Source organism: Rossellomorea sp. KS-H15a, from assembly GCF_024195245.1.
Lineage (GTDB): Bacteria > Bacillota > Bacilli > Bacillales > Bacillaceae_B > Rossellomorea > Rossellomorea vietnamensis.
Genome location: NZ_CP096886.1, coordinates 2,451,228 through 2,468,753 on the forward strand (window position 1 = coordinate 2,451,228; position 17,526 = coordinate 2,468,753).

The 17,526-nt window shown below is 43.3% G+C and carries 15 protein-coding genes; all 15 read left to right on the forward strand.

Annotation, left to right across the window (positions count from 1 at the left end; genetic code table 11):
- Position 1: 1 nt before the first annotated feature.
- The 15 genes from M1J35_RS12535 (at position 2) to recA (ending at position 17,520) form a co-directional block, all read left to right on the forward strand.
- On the forward strand, positions 2-2,362 hold the full coding sequence (locus M1J35_RS12535) for a DNA translocase FtsK (RefSeq protein ID WP_254651344.1): 2,361 nt from the start codon (positions 2-4) through the stop codon (positions 2,360-2,362).
- 425 nt (positions 2,363-2,787) lie between these two features.
- Positions 2,788-3,513: a GntR family transcriptional regulator gene (locus M1J35_RS12540; protein WP_224520236.1), complete on the forward strand. Its 726-nt coding sequence runs from the start codon at positions 2,788-2,790 to the stop codon at positions 3,511-3,513.
- A gap of 50 nt (positions 3,514-3,563) precedes the next feature.
- Positions 3,564-4,658, forward strand: coding sequence for a BMP family lipoprotein (locus M1J35_RS12545; RefSeq protein WP_034760098.1), 1,095 nt, complete (start codon positions 3,564-3,566; stop codon positions 4,656-4,658).
- 211 nt (positions 4,659-4,869) lie between these two features.
- Positions 4,870-6,405, forward strand: a complete 1,536-nt coding sequence (locus tag M1J35_RS12550; protein WP_254651345.1) for an ABC transporter ATP-binding protein — start codon at positions 4,870-4,872, stop codon at positions 6,403-6,405.
- Positions 6,398-7,447 (forward strand): ABC transporter permease, encoded by a 1,050-nt coding sequence (locus M1J35_RS12555; protein ID WP_034760092.1) that lies wholly within the window; start codon positions 6,398-6,400, stop codon positions 7,445-7,447. The genes M1J35_RS12550 and M1J35_RS12555 overlap by 8 nt, the downstream gene beginning before the upstream one ends.
- Positions 7,448-8,407 (forward strand): ABC transporter permease, encoded by a 960-nt coding sequence (locus tag M1J35_RS12560; protein WP_034760090.1) that lies wholly within the window; start codon positions 7,448-7,450, stop codon positions 8,405-8,407. It abuts the gene before it with no gap.
- A 271-nt stretch (positions 8,408-8,678) separates the two neighbouring features.
- On the forward strand, positions 8,679-9,953 hold the full coding sequence (gene yfmF / locus M1J35_RS12565) for an EF-P 5-aminopentanol modification-associated protein YfmF (RefSeq protein ID WP_254651346.1): 1,275 nt from the start codon (positions 8,679-8,681) through the stop codon (positions 9,951-9,953).
- 2 nt (positions 9,954-9,955) lie between these two features.
- A complete protein-coding gene (yfmH, locus tag M1J35_RS12570; RefSeq protein WP_254651347.1) occupies positions 9,956-11,245 on the forward strand; it encodes an EF-P 5-aminopentanol modification-associated protein YfmH in 1,290 nt (429 codons plus the stop codon).
- Positions 11,246-11,313: 68 nt separating this feature from the next.
- Positions 11,314-12,030: an elongation factor P 5-aminopentanone reductase gene (gene ymfI / locus M1J35_RS12575; RefSeq protein WP_254651348.1), complete on the forward strand. Its 717-nt coding sequence runs from the start codon at positions 11,314-11,316 to the stop codon at positions 12,028-12,030.
- 88 nt (positions 12,031-12,118) lie between these two features.
- Positions 12,119-12,376 carry a DUF3243 domain-containing protein gene (locus tag M1J35_RS12580; RefSeq protein WP_034760081.1) on the forward strand — a complete coding sequence of 86 codons (258 nt, stop codon included), beginning with the start codon at positions 12,119-12,121 and terminating at the stop codon, positions 12,374-12,376.
- A gap of 231 nt (positions 12,377-12,607) precedes the next feature.
- Positions 12,608-13,399, forward strand: a complete 792-nt coding sequence (locus M1J35_RS12585) for a DUF3388 domain-containing protein (RefSeq protein ID WP_034760078.1) — start codon at positions 12,608-12,610, stop codon at positions 13,397-13,399.
- 19 nt (positions 13,400-13,418) lie between these two features.
- A complete protein-coding gene (locus M1J35_RS12590) occupies positions 13,419-14,318 on the forward strand; it encodes a helix-turn-helix domain-containing protein (RefSeq protein ID WP_224520231.1) in 900 nt (299 codons plus the stop codon).
- Between the two features lie 81 nt (positions 14,319-14,399).
- A complete protein-coding gene (gene pgsA / locus M1J35_RS12595) occupies positions 14,400-14,978 on the forward strand; it encodes a CDP-diacylglycerol--glycerol-3-phosphate 3-phosphatidyltransferase (protein ID WP_254651349.1) in 579 nt (192 codons plus the stop codon).
- Positions 14,979-15,049: 71 nt separating this feature from the next.
- A complete protein-coding gene (locus M1J35_RS12600; RefSeq protein WP_254651350.1) occupies positions 15,050-16,285 on the forward strand; it encodes a competence/damage-inducible protein A in 1,236 nt (411 codons plus the stop codon).
- 197 nt (positions 16,286-16,482) lie between these two features.
- Complete coding sequence (recA, locus tag M1J35_RS12605) at positions 16,483-17,520, forward strand: recombinase RecA (RefSeq protein WP_034760069.1); 1,038 nt, start codon at positions 16,483-16,485, stop codon at positions 17,518-17,520.
- The last annotated feature ends 6 nt before the right edge of the window (positions 17,521-17,526 follow it).

Sequence of the window (17,526 nt, forward strand, 5' to 3'; positions counted from 1 at the left end):
TTTGGCAAAACGAAAAAAAAGAAAAAAACGCTCTCAATCCGGCTCTGCACTAAAGCAGACAATCAAATATGAGATCATCGGATTGATCCTATCCGCATTAAGTTTGATATCCATCATTGAGCTTGGGGCCGTTGGAAAGGCACTTGTATATTTTTATCGTTTCTTCCTAGGGGAATGGTATATGATTGCCCTTTTATGGATGCTGTATGTAGCAGGCTACCTGATGATTAAGCGGGAGGTACCGATGTTGTTCAGCAGGAGGCTTGTGGGGGTATACATCATCATTGCCAGTTTCCTCCTATTAAGTCATGTAAAGTTATTCGATCTCCTTTCAAATGGCGGGTCATTCGCTAATCCCAGTGTCATCATGAATACGTGGGACTTATATTGGATGGACGTCAACGGTGAATCCAGTACGTCCGATCTTGGAGGAGGGATGATAGGCAGCATCCTGTTTGCGGTTTCCTACTTCCTATTTGATTCACAGGGGGCAAGGATCGTCAGCGCAACGTTCATTATGATCGGCATCATCCTTGTGACTGGTAAATCCATCGGGGACGTACTTGGAAGAGCAGGGAAACGCTTTGGTGCCTTCATGAGTGGGCAATGGTCAGCATTTAAACAGGATATGAGCGACTGGAAGGAAGAGCAATCCAAGAAAAAAGAAGTCAAAGAGAAGAAAAAGAAAGATGAACCAATGAAAAAGAAAGAATCGCCTGAACCAATGGTCTCCGAGGAAGAAGAAACGCGGGAACCGATCATCTCGAATTTCGCAGAGCGTGCATATGGCGGATCACCATCAAAAGAAGAGGCCGTAACTCCAGGTGCCGGGACTAGTAATGATAAAGAGGCTTCGACAGGGAAAGAGGGCGATACGGAAGGGGAAGCAGAAGCAGCCCCGCCAATCACCTTTACAGAAGTGGAAAATAAAGATTACAAGCTTCCATCGATCTCTTTATTAAAAACCCCTAGAAAAACGGATCAGAGTAACGAATATCAATTGATTCATGCCAACGCGGCAAAGCTTGAAAGAACATTCCAAAGCTTCGGGGTAAAGGCAAAAGTAACTCAAGTCCATCTTGGCCCAGCAGTCACAAAGTATGAAGTACATCCAGATGTAGGCGTGAAAGTAAGCAGGATCGTCAACCTGAGTGATGATCTGGCGCTGGCCCTTGCAGCGAAAGATATTCGGATTGAAGCTCCGATTCCGGGTAAGTCGGCCATCGGTATTGAAGTTCCGAACTCGGAAGTGGCCATGGTATCCCTGCGGGAGGTTCTTGAAGCGAAGGAGCATAACAAACCCGATGCGAAACTGCAAATTGGCTTGGGGCGTGATATCACCGGTGAAGCGGTACTCGCTGAGCTGAATAAGATGCCTCATTTACTGGTAGCGGGAGCAACAGGGAGCGGTAAGAGTGTATGTATTAATGGGATCATCACAAGTATACTCATGAGGGCAAAGCCCCATGAAGTTAAACTGATGATGATCGACCCGAAAATGGTTGAACTGAACGTATACAATGGAGTTCCACATCTCCTGGCACCCGTTGTAACAGATGCCAAGAAAGCGTCCCAGGCTTTAAAGAAGGTTGTTAGTGAGATGGAGCGCAGGTATGAGTTATTCTCTCATACAGGAACCAGGAATATTGAAGGGTACAATGACTACGTTAAGAGACAGAATATAGAAAATGAAGATAAACAGCCTCTGCTACCTTATATCGTAGTGATTGTAGACGAGCTGGCGGATCTCATGATGGTAGCCTCGAGCGACGTGGAGGATGCCATCACAAGGCTTGCACAGATGGCACGTGCTGCCGGGATCCATCTTATCATTGCGACGCAGCGCCCATCGGTAGACGTCATCACAGGGGTCATCAAAGCCAATATTCCGTCACGGATTGCCTTCGCCGTATCGTCCCAAACCGATTCCAGAACGATCCTGGATTCCGGTGGAGCTGAAAAGCTATTGGGAAGGGGAGATATGCTCTTCATGCCTGTAGGGGCATCCAAGCCAACAAGAGTGCAAGGTGCGTTTTTATCAGATGAAGAAGTGGAAGAAATCGTAGACTTTGTCATCTCCCAGCAAAAGGCTCAATATCAGGAGGAAATGATTCCCGATGAAGTTCAGGAGGATGAGAAGTCAGGGGAAGCGGAAGACGAATTATATCATGATGCCGTCCAGTTGATCGCGGAAATGCAGACAGCATCCGTTTCTATGCTTCAAAGAAGATTCCGGATCGGCTACACGAGGGCCGCAAGATTGATCGATGAAATGGAAGTAAGGGGAGTCGTAGGTCCTTATGAAGGCAGTAAGCCCAGAACCGTCCTGGTTGGCAAGCCATCAGAAGAGCAAAGTTCCTAATCCAAGGTGTGTTACTCTATTCTAATTGAATGGGGTAACATGCCTTTTTTTGTGAGGGAAATGAGGGATGACACCCCATTTGAAAACGCTTTAACGAAAGAGATACGGATTTATCCACGAATGTGTTATACTATTAAAAGCGTTTACATTTGTAATGCCTTTGTTGAGAGTATGTAAAAAATGATAACGGAAAACGGTACCACTGTAAAAAAGTAGTTAATATATCCCATTTAAGCTTATTTAATCAACTGTATTTTCAATATATTTACAGAAAAGGATTTTAAATTGTCATTCTAATCATTTTTTTCGACAAAATCACACAATGCTATTCCTTTATCAAAAGAAAAGTGTTATAGTATTTTCGATTAGTAGGAAAGATATACATCAGAGGTCTGATGTCTTGAGAAAATGTGGTGGTGGTTCCAGTGACAATAAAAACAGACAATCGGCATTTATACTTACAAGTAATTGACCGTTTGAAGAAGGATATCGAGGCGGGAATATACAAAGAAAAAGAAAAACTCCCATCTGAATTCGATCTTTCCAAACAATTGGGTGTAAGTAGGGCTACTCTTAGGGAAGCTCTCAGAATTCTTGAGGAAGAAAGTGTCATCGTACGACGTCATGGTGTAGGTACATTTGTAAACGCCAAGCCGCTCTTCACTTCTGGTATCGAGCAGCTGAACAGTGTAACGAACATGATCAAGCAGGCTGGTATGGAGCCAGGGACCATTTTCTTAAGCTCAACAACTCAAGAAGCTACTGAGGATGATGTGAAGAGGTTTACTTGCAATGAAGAGGACGACGTGATCCTTATTGAAAGGGTTCGGACGGCAAACGGGGAACCGGTTGTATATTGTGTGGACAAAATTCCTGAGAATGTCATGCCGAGGAATTTCACACATGAGGATAATTCGATTTTCACTGTTTTAGAAAAACGGGAGAATAAGAGAATTACCCATGCAGTGGCACAAATTGAACCAATGGGATATCACGATAAAATCTCCCCTATTCTAAATTGCGAGCCGGAAACGGCCTTACTCGTTTTGAAGCAAATGCATTTTGATGAAAACGATGAGCCGATCCTGTATTCCGTAAACTACTTCAGGTCAGACAAATTTAGCTTCCAGGTATTAAGAAAGCGCGTATAACAGCAATCCATCTTACTACTAATTTATTACAATAATAGGGGGTACTCTAGGTGAAAAAACGTAAATTCGGTTTAGCGTTATCATTTGTTCTGGCAGCAGGTACATTATTAGGTGCTTGTGGAACAAGCGAGGACAAAGAAGGTGCATCTAGTGGCGATGGCAAGAAAGAAGATCAATTTACAGTAGCAATGGTTACAGATGTTGGTGGAGTAGATGATAAGTCTTTCAACCAATCAGCATGGGAAGGTCTGAAAGCCTTCGGTAAAGAGAACGACATGGAAAAAGGTAAAGATGGATTTGACTACTTACAGTCACAATCAGATGCTGACTATGCTACGAACTTAAACAAATTAGCTCGTCAAGATTTTGACTTAGTATATGGTATCGGTTTCCTTATGGAAGGTGCAATCACTGAAATTGCACAACAACAAAAAGATTCACACTTCGCAATCGTTGATGCTGTTGTTGATCAACCAAACGTTGCAAGCATCATGTTCAAGGAGCAGGAAGCTTCTTTCCTTGCTGGTGTTACTGCAGGACTTGCGACTAAAACAAACAAAATCGGATTCATCGGCGGTATGGAAATTCCGGTAATCGAGCGTTTCCATTCAGGTTTCATCGCTGGTGTTAAAGCGGTCAATCCTGATGCAGAAATCGTTGCAGATTATGCAGGTGCTTTCGACAAAGCTGAACTTGGACAAACCATCGCTTCAAAAATGTACACTCAAGATGTTGACGTAATCTTCCACGCAGCTGGTGGAACGGGTAATGGTTTATTCAAAGAAGCACGCGACCTGAAAGAAAAAGATCCTTCACGTGAACTTTGGGCAATCGGTGTTGACTCCGACCAATCAGCAGAAGGTAAAGTAGGAGATCATAATATCATCCTTACATCTGCTCTTAAGCGCGTTGATAACGCGGTAGTGGATCTGTCCACTAAAGCGAAAGAAGGAAATTTCCCTGGTGGGGAGCAAATCCTTTACGGACTTAAAGAAGACGGAGTAGGACTTGCTGAATTGAATGACGAACTTTCCAATAAAGATGAAGTCATGAAAAAAGTAGATGAATGGAAAGAAAAGATTACTAGCGGAGATGTAAAAGTTCCAGAATCTATTAAAGATGCGGAAGCTTTCTCAGCTAACTAATCGAACAAGAAGGAAAGTGGCCGGGGGATATCCGGCCGCTTATCCTCCTGAAAATAGATTCATACATTAATAGAAATTTAATTGAAGTATAGAAAATTTCTATCTTTCATTTAGATTTTTATTCGGGGAAACCCTTTTTTTTCTGAGTAGTGAAGGTCTGACCTCTAACTACTAGATAAATATCCCTAGTCTATGCAAGGAGTGATTAGCAATGGATTATGTAATTGAGATGCTGAATATCCGTAAAGAATTTCCAGGCATCGTAGCAAATGACAACATTACCCTCCAGCTCGAAAAAGGTGAAATTCATGCGCTTCTTGGTGAAAATGGAGCAGGTAAGTCGACTTTGATGAACGTGTTATTCGGCTTATACCAGCCTGAGCAGGGAGAAATCCGTGTGAAAGGGCAAAAAGTGAATATTACCAACCCGAACATTGCCAACGACCTTGGAATCGGGATGGTCCATCAGCATTTTATGCTCGTCGATACATTCACTGTAACGGAGAATATCATTCTCGGAAGAGAGCCAAAGTCCGGGGCGACAGTGGATACTAAAAAAGCTGAAAAAGATATCCTGGATATATCTGAAAAGTATGGTCTGAAAGTAGATCCAAACGCTAAAATTTCAGAAATTTCAGTAGGTATGCAGCAGCGTGTGGAAATATTGAAAACACTTTATCGTGGAGCAGAAATCCTGATCTTTGATGAACCGACCGCTGTATTGACGCCTCAGGAGATTAAAGAACTGATACAAATCATGAAAACATTGATTAAAGAAGGTAAATCAATCATCCTTATCACTCACAAGCTTAAAGAGATTATGGAGGTGTGTGATAATGTAACCGTTATCAGAAAAGGGAAAGGGATCGGCACAGTGAAGGTCTCGGAAACTGATCCGAATCACCTTGCCAGTCTGATGGTGGGACGTGAGGTCACATTTAAAACAGAGAAGAGAGAAGCTACACCTGGTGATAATGTTCTCGAGGTCCGTGACTTAAACGTAAAAGATCAGCGAAATGTCCCTGTTGTAAAGGGCTTGAACCTTGAGGTGAAAGCTGGGGAAATCCTTGGCATAGCCGGTGTGGATGGAAACGGACAAAGTGAATTGATTGAGGCGATCACAGGTCTTCATAAAGTCGACAGTGGTTCAATCAAACTGAATGGAAAAGAAATCGCAAATATGAAACCCCGTAAAATTTATGAGTCAGGTGTAGGTCATATTCCTCAGGATAGGCATAAACACGGCCTGGTACTTGATTTTCCTATCGGGGAAAACATGGTTCTTCAGACCTATTACCAGAAGCCGTATTCCAACAAAGGGGTACTTAGTTATAAAAATATTTACAATCAGGCAAGAAAATTGATAGCGGAATTTGATGTCAGGACTCCAACAGAATTCACCCTTGCCCGTGCTTTATCCGGGGGAAATCAGCAAAAAGCGATCATCGGCCGTGAGGTTGACCGGGATCCGGATCTATTGATTGCTGCCCAGCCGACCAGGGGTCTTGATGTAGGGGCGATCGAGTTTATCCATAAACGTCTGATCGAACAAAGAGACAATGGAAAAGCGGTTCTTCTACTTTCATTTGAACTCGATGAAATCATGAATGTTAGTGACCGTATCGCCGTTATCTACGAAGGTCAAATTGTGGCGATTGTTAATCCGAGGGAAACAACCGAACAAGAACTTGGACTTTTAATGGCTGGTTCGAAGAGGAAGGAAACGGGAGGGAAATCACATGTCTAACCGCTTAACAAATATATTAATCCCGGTAATCTCTGTCCTTTTAGGTATCATTGTCGGAACGATCATCATGCTTGTGAGTGGGTATGACCCGATTGCAGGATACGCTGCATTATGGAATGGGATCTTCGGGGAGATCTATTATGTAGGGGAAACGATCCGTCAGGTCACACCATATATTTTAGCAGGACTGGCTGTTGCCTTTGCTTTTAGAACGGGTCTCTTTAACATCGGTGTGGAAGGTCAATTGATTGTGGGCTGGCTTGCAGCTGTATGGGTAGGGGTTGCCTTTGATGATTTACCTAAGCTGATCCATTTACCCCTTGCCATCATTGCTGCCGCAATGGCAGGGGCGCTATGGGGCTTTATCCCTGGACTTCTGAAAGCGAAATTCCGCGTACATGAAGTCATTGTCACGATCATGATGAACTATATTGCACTTCACGTAACAAATGCCATTATCCGTGATGTCATTACTGACCGTAAAGACCGAACGGATATGATTGCGGATACAGCTTCATTGAAGTCTCCTTTCTTTGAAAGTTTGACAGATTACTCCCGATTGCACTGGGGGATTTTCATCGCCCTTGCATGTGTATTCATCATGTGGTTCCTGCTTGAAAAGACAACGCGTGGATATGAGCTGCGTTCTGTAGGATTCAACCAGCATGCTTCGCAATATGCCGGTATGAACGTGAATGGGAACATCATCCTTTCCATGGTCATCTCTGGAGCGTTTGCTGGCCTTGCAGGAGCGATGGAAGGGCTTGGCACATTCGGCTATGCTTCAATCAAGGGAGGATTTACAGGTGTCGGATTCGATGGGATCGCTGTAGCCCTTCTTGGTGGGAATGCGGCCATCGGAGTTGTATTCGCCGCTCTTCTATTTGGAGGACTTAAAGTAGGGGCACTGAATATGCCTCTCGATGCAGGGATTCCAAATGAACTGGTAGATATTATTATTGCCCTTATCATATTCTTTGTAGCATCTGGTTATATGATCCGTTATCTGATTCAACGATTTAGTAAAAAGGGGGTGAAATAAGTGGGTTTCATTGATATTTTGACAATACTCATCCCATCAACATTGCTTTGGGCAACACCACTTATTTTCACTGCTTTGGGAGGGGCGTTCTCAGAGCGTTCAGGTGTAGTAAATATTGGACTCGAAGGCCTTATGGTCATCGGAGCATTCTCAAGTATTGTATTCAACCTTGCTTTTGCAGATACTTTCGGTGCAGCGACTCCTTGGGTCGCACTGCTTGTGGCCATGGTGATGGGTGGCCTGCTTGCTATCCTGCATGCCGTTGCTTCCATTACATTCAGGGCTGACCAGGTTGTATCAGGTGTAGCCATCAACTTGCTGGCTGTAGGGTTGACTCTTTTCTTAGTCAAACGTATCTATGGAAAGGGTCAAACGGATATCATCTCTGAAGGATTCGGGAAGGTCGATGTTCCTTTGCTTCACAAAATCCCGGTCATTGGAGATATCTTCTTTTCCAACACATACTGGCCGCCATTCGTCGCGATACTTGTGTCTTTCATTGTTTGGTTCATTATGTTCAAAACCCCGTTCGGTTTACGATTGCGTTCTGTAGGTGAGCATCCTATGGCGGCAGATACCATGGGAATCAATGTAACGAAAATGCGCTATATCGGTGTCATCATTTCCGGAGCGTTTGCAGGTGTCGGCGGGGGAGTATACGCCCAGGCGATTTCCTCGGACTTTAGCCATGCCACGATCAGTGGACAGGGGTTCATGGCCCTTGCAGCCTTGATCTTTGGGAAATGGCATCCTCTTGGAGCCATGGGAGCCGCCCTGTTCTTCGGTTTCGCCCAAAGTTTAAGCATCATCGGATCCAGTATCCCGTTGTTTGAAAACATCCCAAGTGTATTCCTATTAATCGCGCCATATGTGCTTACCATCCTCGCACTAACCGGCTTCATCGGTCGTGCAGATGCACCTAAAGCTCTAGGTACACCATATATCAAAGGAAATCGTTAATAGTATCATGAATAAATGAAAGGATATCCTGAAAATAGGGATATCCTTTTTCTTTGTTTTAACTGTGTTTCAAGTGGTTTTTGATTCAAACATAAAGGGAAATCCATATGCATATAATGGTTTATTCAAAAGTGTATTTTACCAACAGAGGAAGATGCTTGAAATCAATCTCTCTCTACATGTATAGTTATACATAAATACCGCACAATAAAGGTGTTTATTAATTTTGCATGTAAATCGATGGAAGTATGGAACTAAGGAGGACGGTACGATGACAGCCATAAACGAAATAGTGAAGAAGAAGCCTGGTTACACGCTACATATCGTTCAAACGGATAAGTATAAAACCAATAGCCTCGTATTAAAGATGAAAGCCCCCCTCGACCCCGAAACAGTCACTTTACGGGGATTGCTGCCTCACGTGATGCAGAGCAGCACGAAGACCTATCAGAGCACTACGGAGTTACGTTCCCATCTGGATGAGTTATATGGAGCGAACTTCTTTGTGGACTTAGGTAAAAAAGGTGAGTACCATGTGGTCAGTATGTCTGTTGAAATCGCCAACGAAAAGTTTTTGAAGGATTCTGAACCCCTGCTTCAAAAAGGAATCGAATTCCTTGCAGATGTCCTTCAGAACCCTCATATTGAAAATAACGAGTTTGACAAGAAAACAGTCGAAAAAGAAAAACGGAACCAAAAGGTTAGAATCCAAGCAGTATATGACGATAAAATGCGCTATGCCAATTCACGACTGGTGGAAGAAATGTGTAAAGGTGAACGTTTCGCCCTCCATGTAAACGGTGTAAGTGAAGAAGTGGAGTCCACTACTGCAAAGAGTTTATATGAATATTATCAAAAAGTGATGGCGGAAGATCAGTTTGACATTTATGTAATCGGTGATGTCGATGTTAAAGAGGTTGAAAGCCTTTGTGATCAATTACTCCAATTGAATGAACGTACTCCTCAACAAGTGGATGCTTCTCTTGTGAAGCAAAAGGAAAATGAAAACGTCGTAAAAGAAAAGCAGGATGTGAAACAAGGGAAGCTGAACATGGGCTACCGTACACATACTCAATATGGCGACGAAGATTATTTCGCGCTTCAAGTATTCAATGGAATATTCGGTGGATTCTCCCATTCCAAATTGTTCATCAATGTGAGGGAGAAAGCTAGCCTCGCATATTATGCTGCGAGCCGCCTCGAAAGTCATAAAGGTTTATTGATGGTCATGTCCGGAATCGAATTTGACAAGTATGATCAAGCGGTAGGAATCATTAACGAACAGCTCCAGGCAATGAAGGATGGAGACTTCACCGATGGGGAAATCGACCAGACAAAAGCGGTCATCCGTAACCAGCTCCTTGAAACCATCGATACCTCAAGAGGGTTGGTCGAAGTACTTTACCATAATGCCGTAGCCCATGAAGAGATCGACCTGAAACATTGGTTGGATGAGATTGAAAAGACAACTAAAGAAGATATCGTAAAAGCCGCAAATAAAGTTGAACTTGATACGATCTACTTTCTAACAGGAATGGAGGGATAAAGATGAAGAAAATTTCCTTCGATCAATTACAAGAGAATTTGTATTATGAAAAAATGTCTAATGGGTTGGACGTATACATCCTCCCGAAAAAAGGTTTTAACAAGACGTATGCAACATTTACAACGAAATATGGAAGCATCGACAATCATTTTGTCCCTTTGGATGAAGATGAATTCGTGAAAGTGCCCGATGGAATCGCCCATTTCTTAGAGCATAAACTGTTTGAAAAGGAAGATGGAGATGTCTTCCAGCAATTCAGTAAGCAAGGGGCATCCGCCAATGCTTTCACTTCGTTTACAAGGACAGCTTATCTGTTCTCGAGTACGACCAACGTAGAACGGAATTTAGAAACACTCATCGATTTCGTTCAAGATCCGTATTTTACAGAGAAAACGGTGGAAAAGGAAAAAGGCATCATCGGTCAGGAAATTACCATGTATGATGATAATCCCGATTGGCGATTATACTTCGGGGTCATCCAGAATATGTACAAAAATCATCCTGTGAAGATCGATATTGCAGGAACGATCGAATCCATCACCCCGATAACAAAGGATATGCTCTATCAGTGTTATAATACATTCTACCATCCAAGCAATATGCTCTTATTCGTGGTTGGGTCAGTCGATCCCGAACAGATCATGAATCAAGTCCGTTCGAATCAGGAAAAGAAGGATTATGAAAAAATGCCTGAAATCAAGCGTAAATTCGAGGATGAACCAGAGACGGTAGCGGAGAAAAAACAGGTCCTTAAGATGAACGTCCAAAGTCCTAAGTGTCTCGTCGGTCTGAAAGCCCCGGAACCAATCCAGCAGGGTCGGGAAATGCTTAGACAGGAGCTTTCCATGAATGTTTTCCTTGATATGCTGTTCGGAAAGAGTTCACCGTACTATTCCGAACTTTATAATGATGGATTAATCGATGAAACATTCCATTATGACTATACTCAGGAAAATGGCTTTGGTTTCCTAACGGTCGGTGGAGATACGGAAAAGCCGGATGAGCTTTCTGAGAAGGTTCAATCGCTGCTTTTAAAAGCGAAAGGGGAATCTCTTTTTACTGAGGAAGGTCTTGAGAGAACCAAGAAGAAGAAGATTGGGGCATTCCTGCGTGCCATTAATTCCCCTGAGTATATTGCGAATCAATTTACCCGCTATGCCTTTAATGAGATGGATTTATTTGAAGTCGTGCCTACCCTTGAAACGTTGGAATATGATGATATACAGGCGGTTGCGGAGTCCATTATCAGTGAAGAACGATTTACTGTATGTCAGGTCGTACCTAAATCATGATGGAAGGGGAGCTATCCTTTAATTGGATAGTTCCTCTATTTATGTGAATGACGTTTGGAGTGAAACCAATGAAATATGTATTAATTACAGGAGCATCTGGTGGAATCGGGAGTAGTACTGCTCTTCTTTTGGCAGAAGAGGGATGGAATCTATACTTGCATTATCATTCAAATGAAGGGGCAATGAAGGACTTGGTTCAAAAAGTCGAAGCGTTAGGGGTGGAGGCAATCCCCATCCAGGGGAATCTTGCCAACCCGGATGAAGTGGGGGATCTTGTCCATTCCATATTCCGGCTCGATGCAATCATTTACTGCAGCGGGAATTCTACCTGGGGGCTCTTCCAGGACCTTGCAGAAGACGATCTGGATCAGATGATCAACCTTCATGTCAAAAGTCCGTTGCTCCTCGTTCAAAAACTCCTGCCGAAGCTGATTGACCGTAAAGGAGCGGTCGTCATGGTTAGTTCGATTTGGGGACAGATTGGAGCTGCCTGTGAGGTTGTATATTCAACTGTCAAAGGGGCCCAAATAGCATTTGTAAAATCCTTGGGTAAAGAGCTTGCATTAAGCGGTGTAAGGATAAACGCCGTTGCTCCCGGGGCCGTTGATACGTCCATGATGGACGCGTTTACGGATGAAGATAAAGATACGATACGAGAAGAAATCCCTATGGGCCGGTTTGCTTATCCGGGTGAAATTGCTGACTCCATTCAGTTCCTTCTTTCGTCCAGGGCTTCTTATATTACCGGCCAGACCCTTTCCGTCAACGGGGGATGGCACACATAAAAAATTTTTCAATCAAATGATTCCAGCGCATAATTTTTCCTCCGGGATACAAACTAAGGTTGTATTTCAATAAAGGAGGTCATGACAAATGTCTGTATTAGATAACTGGTCTGATTGGAAAAACTTTTTAGGGGATCGCCTAAACCAGGCAGAACACAGTGGCATGGAGCACGAAACGGTAAATGACTTGGCTTACCAAATTGGTGATTACTTAGCCAATCAAGTTGAAGCTAAGAACGATCAGGAAAAAGTATTAGCGGATTTATGGTCAGTCGCGTCTCCAGAAGAGCAACACGCCATCGCCAATATGATGGTTAAGCTTGTTAATAATAACGGTAGTCGTTAAGGAGAGGGATTTCCCTCTCCTTTTTCTTATGGGGAATGACTCACCCCAATACAATATTGGACTTCAAGTTATCATTTTTCGTATGAATGAGAAATTGTACATATTTATGTAGGTTTTGCTTTTCTATTAGCAGGAAATCATTTATTATAATACCTAGATGTTAAAATAACTTTTCGAAATATGTCAATTTATATCGAAATGGGATGTCACATTTTTCCGGGGAGGTAAACGATGGAACGCAAAGAATGGTATTTAGAATACGAAATACAAAAAAATCGTCCCGGCCTCTTAGGTGATATTTCCTCATTATTAGGAATGCTTTCTATCAATATAGTGACGATAAATGGTGTGGATGAAGGAAGAAGGGGAATGCTTCTCCTTGCCAATAATGATGAACAGATCATGAGGCTTGAGTCCATCCTTCAAACGATGGATACAATCAATGTGACAAAACTCCGGGAACCTAAATTAAGAGACCGGCTTGCTGTGCGTCACGGTCGTTATATCCAGCGAGATGCCGACGACAAGAAAACGTTTCGATTTGTTCGTGATGAGCTCGGTTTACTGGTTGATTTTTTGGCTGAATTATTTAAGCAGGAAGGTCACAAGCTTGTCGGGATCAGAGGGATGCCCCGGGTAGGGAAGACAGAATCAATCGTGGCATCAAGTGTATGTGCAAATAAGAAGTGGCTTTTTGTCTCTTCTACTTTATTAAAGCAAACGATACGGAGCAAACTCATTGAAGACGAGTATTCCGCTGAGAACTTGTTTATTATAGACGGCATCGTTTCTACACGCCGTGCAAGTGAGAAGCATTGGCAGCTGGTGAGGGAAATCATGAGGTTACCTGCTGTGAAAGTAATCGAACATCCTGATGTATTCGTTCAAAACTCTGAATATTCACTTGAAGATTTTGATTATATCATTGAACTTAGAAACGATCCTGATGAAGAAATTACATACGAATTAGTGGAACAAAATAATCTATTTCAAAATTCCGATTTTGGAGGTTTTGATTTTTAATATTGGAAGGTGTTAAGTAGTGACGGAATTAGGAAATCGTTTAAAGGAAGCTCGAGAGGCTAAGGATTACAGCCTTGATGATTTACAAAGGATAACAAAAATTCAAAAACGCTATTTGATCGGGATCGAAGAAGGCAATTATGATGCAATGCCGGGTAAATTCTACGTGCGCGCATTCATTAAGCAATATTGTGAAGCGGTCGGACTTCCTCCTGAAGTGATTTTTGAGGAACACAAGGCTGAAATCCCGACGACCTATGAAGATGAAATACCAGTTTCCCTTTCAAGGGTGCAGTCACGTAAGAGTGTTTCAGAGAGCTCGACAAAGGTATTTGACTTTTTACCGAAGCTCCTCATTGCACTGTTTGTCATCGGTGCACTTGTTGCCGTGTGGGTATTTTGGCAAGGGAAAGTAGGGGACAAGGCCCCTGAGTCCAATCAGGAAGAAAACCAGACACAAGTAGATGTTGATGAGAATAAGAGTGCTGAGGGCGAGAAGCCTGAAGATGAAACAAATGATCAAGAACAGACCGAAGAACCGAAATCATCAGACGATCAAGAAGCTGATCAAGAGAAGGACCAAAAGACGGAACAATCCTTAGAAGCAGTGAATACCTCAGGTTATAAAACGACCTATGAGCTGAAAAACGCCGATGAATTCAAGCTTCAGTTGGCTGCGGGCGGAGATACATGGGTAGGAGTGTATAATACCGAAGATGAATTGCTATTTGAAGGATTGCTGAAAAAGGATAATAAAAAGGAATTTGACCTTTCCTCTGATAAACAGGCTTACCTTGTCATCGGTAATGCGTCAAATACAGATATCCTCGTTAACGGTAAAAAGCTTGAATATAAAGTTTCTGCAACTGATGTCGTCAGGCAGGATATCATCATCAATTACGCACCGCAAGAACAATAATTGAAACGGGAGGAGTTTTAATAACTCCTTTTTCTTACATACTAATGGTATACGCGTTTTTAAAGCATTGGAGGTAGAAAGGTGAACTTACCTAATAAGATTACAGTATCAAGGATATTTTTAATTCCATTATTTTTAATCATCATGCTTGCACCTTTAAATTGGGGTGAGATGATGTTTCTTGGGGCGGAAATGCCGGTGAAGCATTTTGTAGGAGCTTTGATTTTTATCATAGCGGCAACGACGGATTGGATCGACGGGTATTATGCCAGGAAACTTGACCTTGTTACAAATCTGGGGAAATTCTTGGATCCGCTGGCAGATAAACTGCTTGTATCGGCAGCTTTAATCGTACTTGTCGAGATGGGTCTTGCTCCATCGTGGATCGTCATCATCATCATCAGTCGTGAGTTTGCCGTAACAGGGCTTCGTCTCGTATTAGCAGGGGAAGGGGAAGTGGTTGCTGCAGGTCAACTCGGTAAGATCAAGACCTGGGCACAGATCATTGCCATATCAGCCCTTCTTCTTCATAACGCCATTTTCGAACTGATCAATCTCCCATTTGCTACGATCGCTCTATGGGTGGCTATGTTCCTTACCATTTGGTCGGGATGGGATTATTTTAAACATAATAAAAAAGCATTTGTGAATTCGAAATAACAGTGTACACCAGGGGATTGATTCAAATAGAATCATCCCCTTCTTTTCACCATATTTTAGGGGGAATACATATGAATGCAGAAATAATAGCGGTTGGGTCCGAATTATTGCTCGGACAAATCGTCAATTCCAATGCTCAATTCATTTCCGAACAGTTGGCTGAGATGGGAGTGAACGTGTATTATCACACAAGTGTGGGGGATAACCCTGCCCGTTTACAGCAGGTCATTGAGGTAGCAAAGAAGCGGGCGGACATATTGATCTTTACTGGAGGCCTTGGACCCACAAAGGATGATCTGACGAAAGAAACGATCGCCCATGCTTTAGGAACGAATTTAAGCATGGATCATGACGCATTGGAATCGATAAAAGGCTATTTTCAGAAGGTCAATCGTGAAATGACTCCCAATAATGAAAAACAAGCCCTCATATTATCCGGGGCCCATGTATTGAAGAACGAACACGGCATGGCTCCGGGGATGCTGTTGAAAAAGGACGGGAATGCCTATATGCTTCTCCCCGGTCCGCCGTCTGAAATGAGGCCGATGTTCGATAAGCACGGCAAACAGGCAATCCTGAACTTGATGAAGAAGAAAGAAGTCATCCATTCACGGGTACTTCGTTTCTTTGGCATCGGGGAAGCAGAGCTCGAAACGGAATTAGAAGATCTGATCGACAGGCAAACCAATCCGACTATCGCCCCTCTCGCTGGTGACGGGGAAGTGACCTTGAGGCTTACGGCTAAGCACGAGTCAAGGGATATTGCCGTGTCATTATTGGATTCGGTTGAAGAAAAGATCTTGAACAGGGTGGGGGAATATTTCTACGGTTATAATCAGGATTCCCTTGTTGAAGTGGGGGTCCATTTATTAAAAGAGAAGGGACTTACCCTATCATGCGCAGAAAGTTTGACTGGTGGACTGTTTCAGGCTCAACTGACGTCTATTCCCGGGGCATCGGACGTTTTGAGCGGCGGGGTGATCTGCTATCAGGATGAGATCAAGAAAAGGATTTTATCTGTTAATGACCGTACACTGAAACAGCATTCAGCAGTCAGTGAGCAATGTGCACGGGAACTGGCTGAAAACGTTAGAGAGCTGTTTTCCACTGACATAGGGATCAGCTTTACAGGTGTAGCAGGACCCGACGCTCACGAAGGTCATCCTGCAGGGACCGTCTGGATTGGATTATCTATGAAGGATGGAACGACCAAGGCATATCTATTAAACCTTGGCGGTGGCCGGAATGGGAACCGGATGAGGACGGCGAAGTATGGTTGGCACTATTTAATTAAAGAACTGAGTTAGTTTGAAGAGGCTGTCTTCTTTTTGAAGGCAGCTTTTTATCTTTTTTTACTCCGGCACACCCAAAGAAAAAAACCGAATGAATGTTCGATTTTTTTCTTGTTTTCTCTAATAAAAACGTTTATAGTATAGATAGGTTGGATTTGAGACAAACTTATAAGTTGTCGATTACAAGATTTATATTCAAAGGAGGAAGATTTGTGAGCGATCGTAAAGCAGCCTTAGATATGGCGTTAAAACAAATAGAAAAGCAGTTTGGTAAAGGCTCAATCATGAAGCTTGGGGAGAAAACGGACAGAAACGTAGTAACATGTCCAAGTGGTTCACTTGCACTGGACGCTGCTCTTGGAATAGGCGGATATCCACGTGGAAGGATCATTGAGGTATATGGTCCCGAATCATCCGGTAAAACAACAGTGGCACTTCATGCGATAGCAGAGGTTCAGGCTCAGGGCGGGCAGGCAGCATTCATCGATGCTGAGCACGCACTTGATCCCGAGTATGCTCAAAAGCTTGGGGTAAACATAGATGAATTATTGCTTTCACAACCAGATACAGGTGAACAGGCATTGGAAATCGCTGAAGCACTTGTACGAAGCGGCGCGGTGGATGCCATCGTTGTCGACTCTGTGGCTGCCCTTGTACCGAAAGCGGAAATCGAAGGGGAGATGGGAGATGCTCACGTAGGTCTTCAAGCCCGTTTAATGTCACAGGCCCTTCGTAAACTCTCAGGTGCCATCAATAAGTCGAAGACTATCGCGATCTTCATTAACCAGATCCGTGAGAAGGTCGGTGTCATGTTCGGTAACCCTGAAACGACTCCCGGTGGACGCGCACTGAAGTTCTATTCTTCCGTACGTTTGGAAGTCCGTCGTGCCGAAACCCTTAAGCAGGGGAATGAAATGGTAGGGAATAAAACAAAGATCAAAGTAGTGAAAAATAAAGTGGCACCACCTTTCCGTGTAGCCGAAGTGGACATCATGTACGGGGAAGGAATCTCCAAAGAAGGTGAAATCGTCGATCTTGGGTCTGAATTGGACATCGTCCAAAAGAGCGGTGCCTGGTACTCCTACAACGAAGAGCGCCTAGGTCAAGGACGTGAGAACGCAAAGATCTTCCTGAAAGAGAATCCTGAGATCCGTAATGAAATCATGCTGAAGATCCGTGAACATTACGGGTTGGATACAGGCCGTGCCGAAACGGACGATCAAGGTGAATTGAGTCTTCTGGAAGACTAAGTGAGG

What these genes read in the sequence shown, in the direction of transcription:
- M1J35_RS12580 (WP_034760081.1), top strand. Translation starts at nt 12,119, where the DNA reads ATGTCTGTATTAGATAACTGGTCTGATTGGAAAAACTTTTTAGGGGAT.
- yfmH (WP_254651347.1), top strand. Translation starts at nt 9,956, where the DNA reads ATGAAGAAAATTTCCTTCGATCAATTACAAGAGAATTTGTATTATGAA.
- M1J35_RS12600 (WP_254651350.1), top strand. Translation starts at nt 15,050, where the DNA reads ATGAATGCAGAAATAATAGCGGTTGGGTCCGAATTATTGCTCGGACAA.
- yfmF (WP_254651346.1), top strand. Translation starts at nt 8,679, where the DNA reads ATGACAGCCATAAACGAAATAGTGAAGAAGAAGCCTGGTTACACGCTA.
- M1J35_RS12555 (WP_034760092.1), top strand. Translation starts at nt 6,398, where the DNA reads ATGTCTAACCGCTTAACAAATATATTAATCCCGGTAATCTCTGTCCTT.
- ymfI (WP_254651348.1), top strand. Translation starts at nt 11,314, where the DNA reads ATGAAATATGTATTAATTACAGGAGCATCTGGTGGAATCGGGAGTAGT.
- M1J35_RS12585 (WP_034760078.1), top strand. Translation starts at nt 12,608, where the DNA reads ATGGAACGCAAAGAATGGTATTTAGAATACGAAATACAAAAAAATCGT.
- M1J35_RS12550 (WP_254651345.1), top strand. Translation starts at nt 4,870, where the DNA reads ATGGATTATGTAATTGAGATGCTGAATATCCGTAAAGAATTTCCAGGC.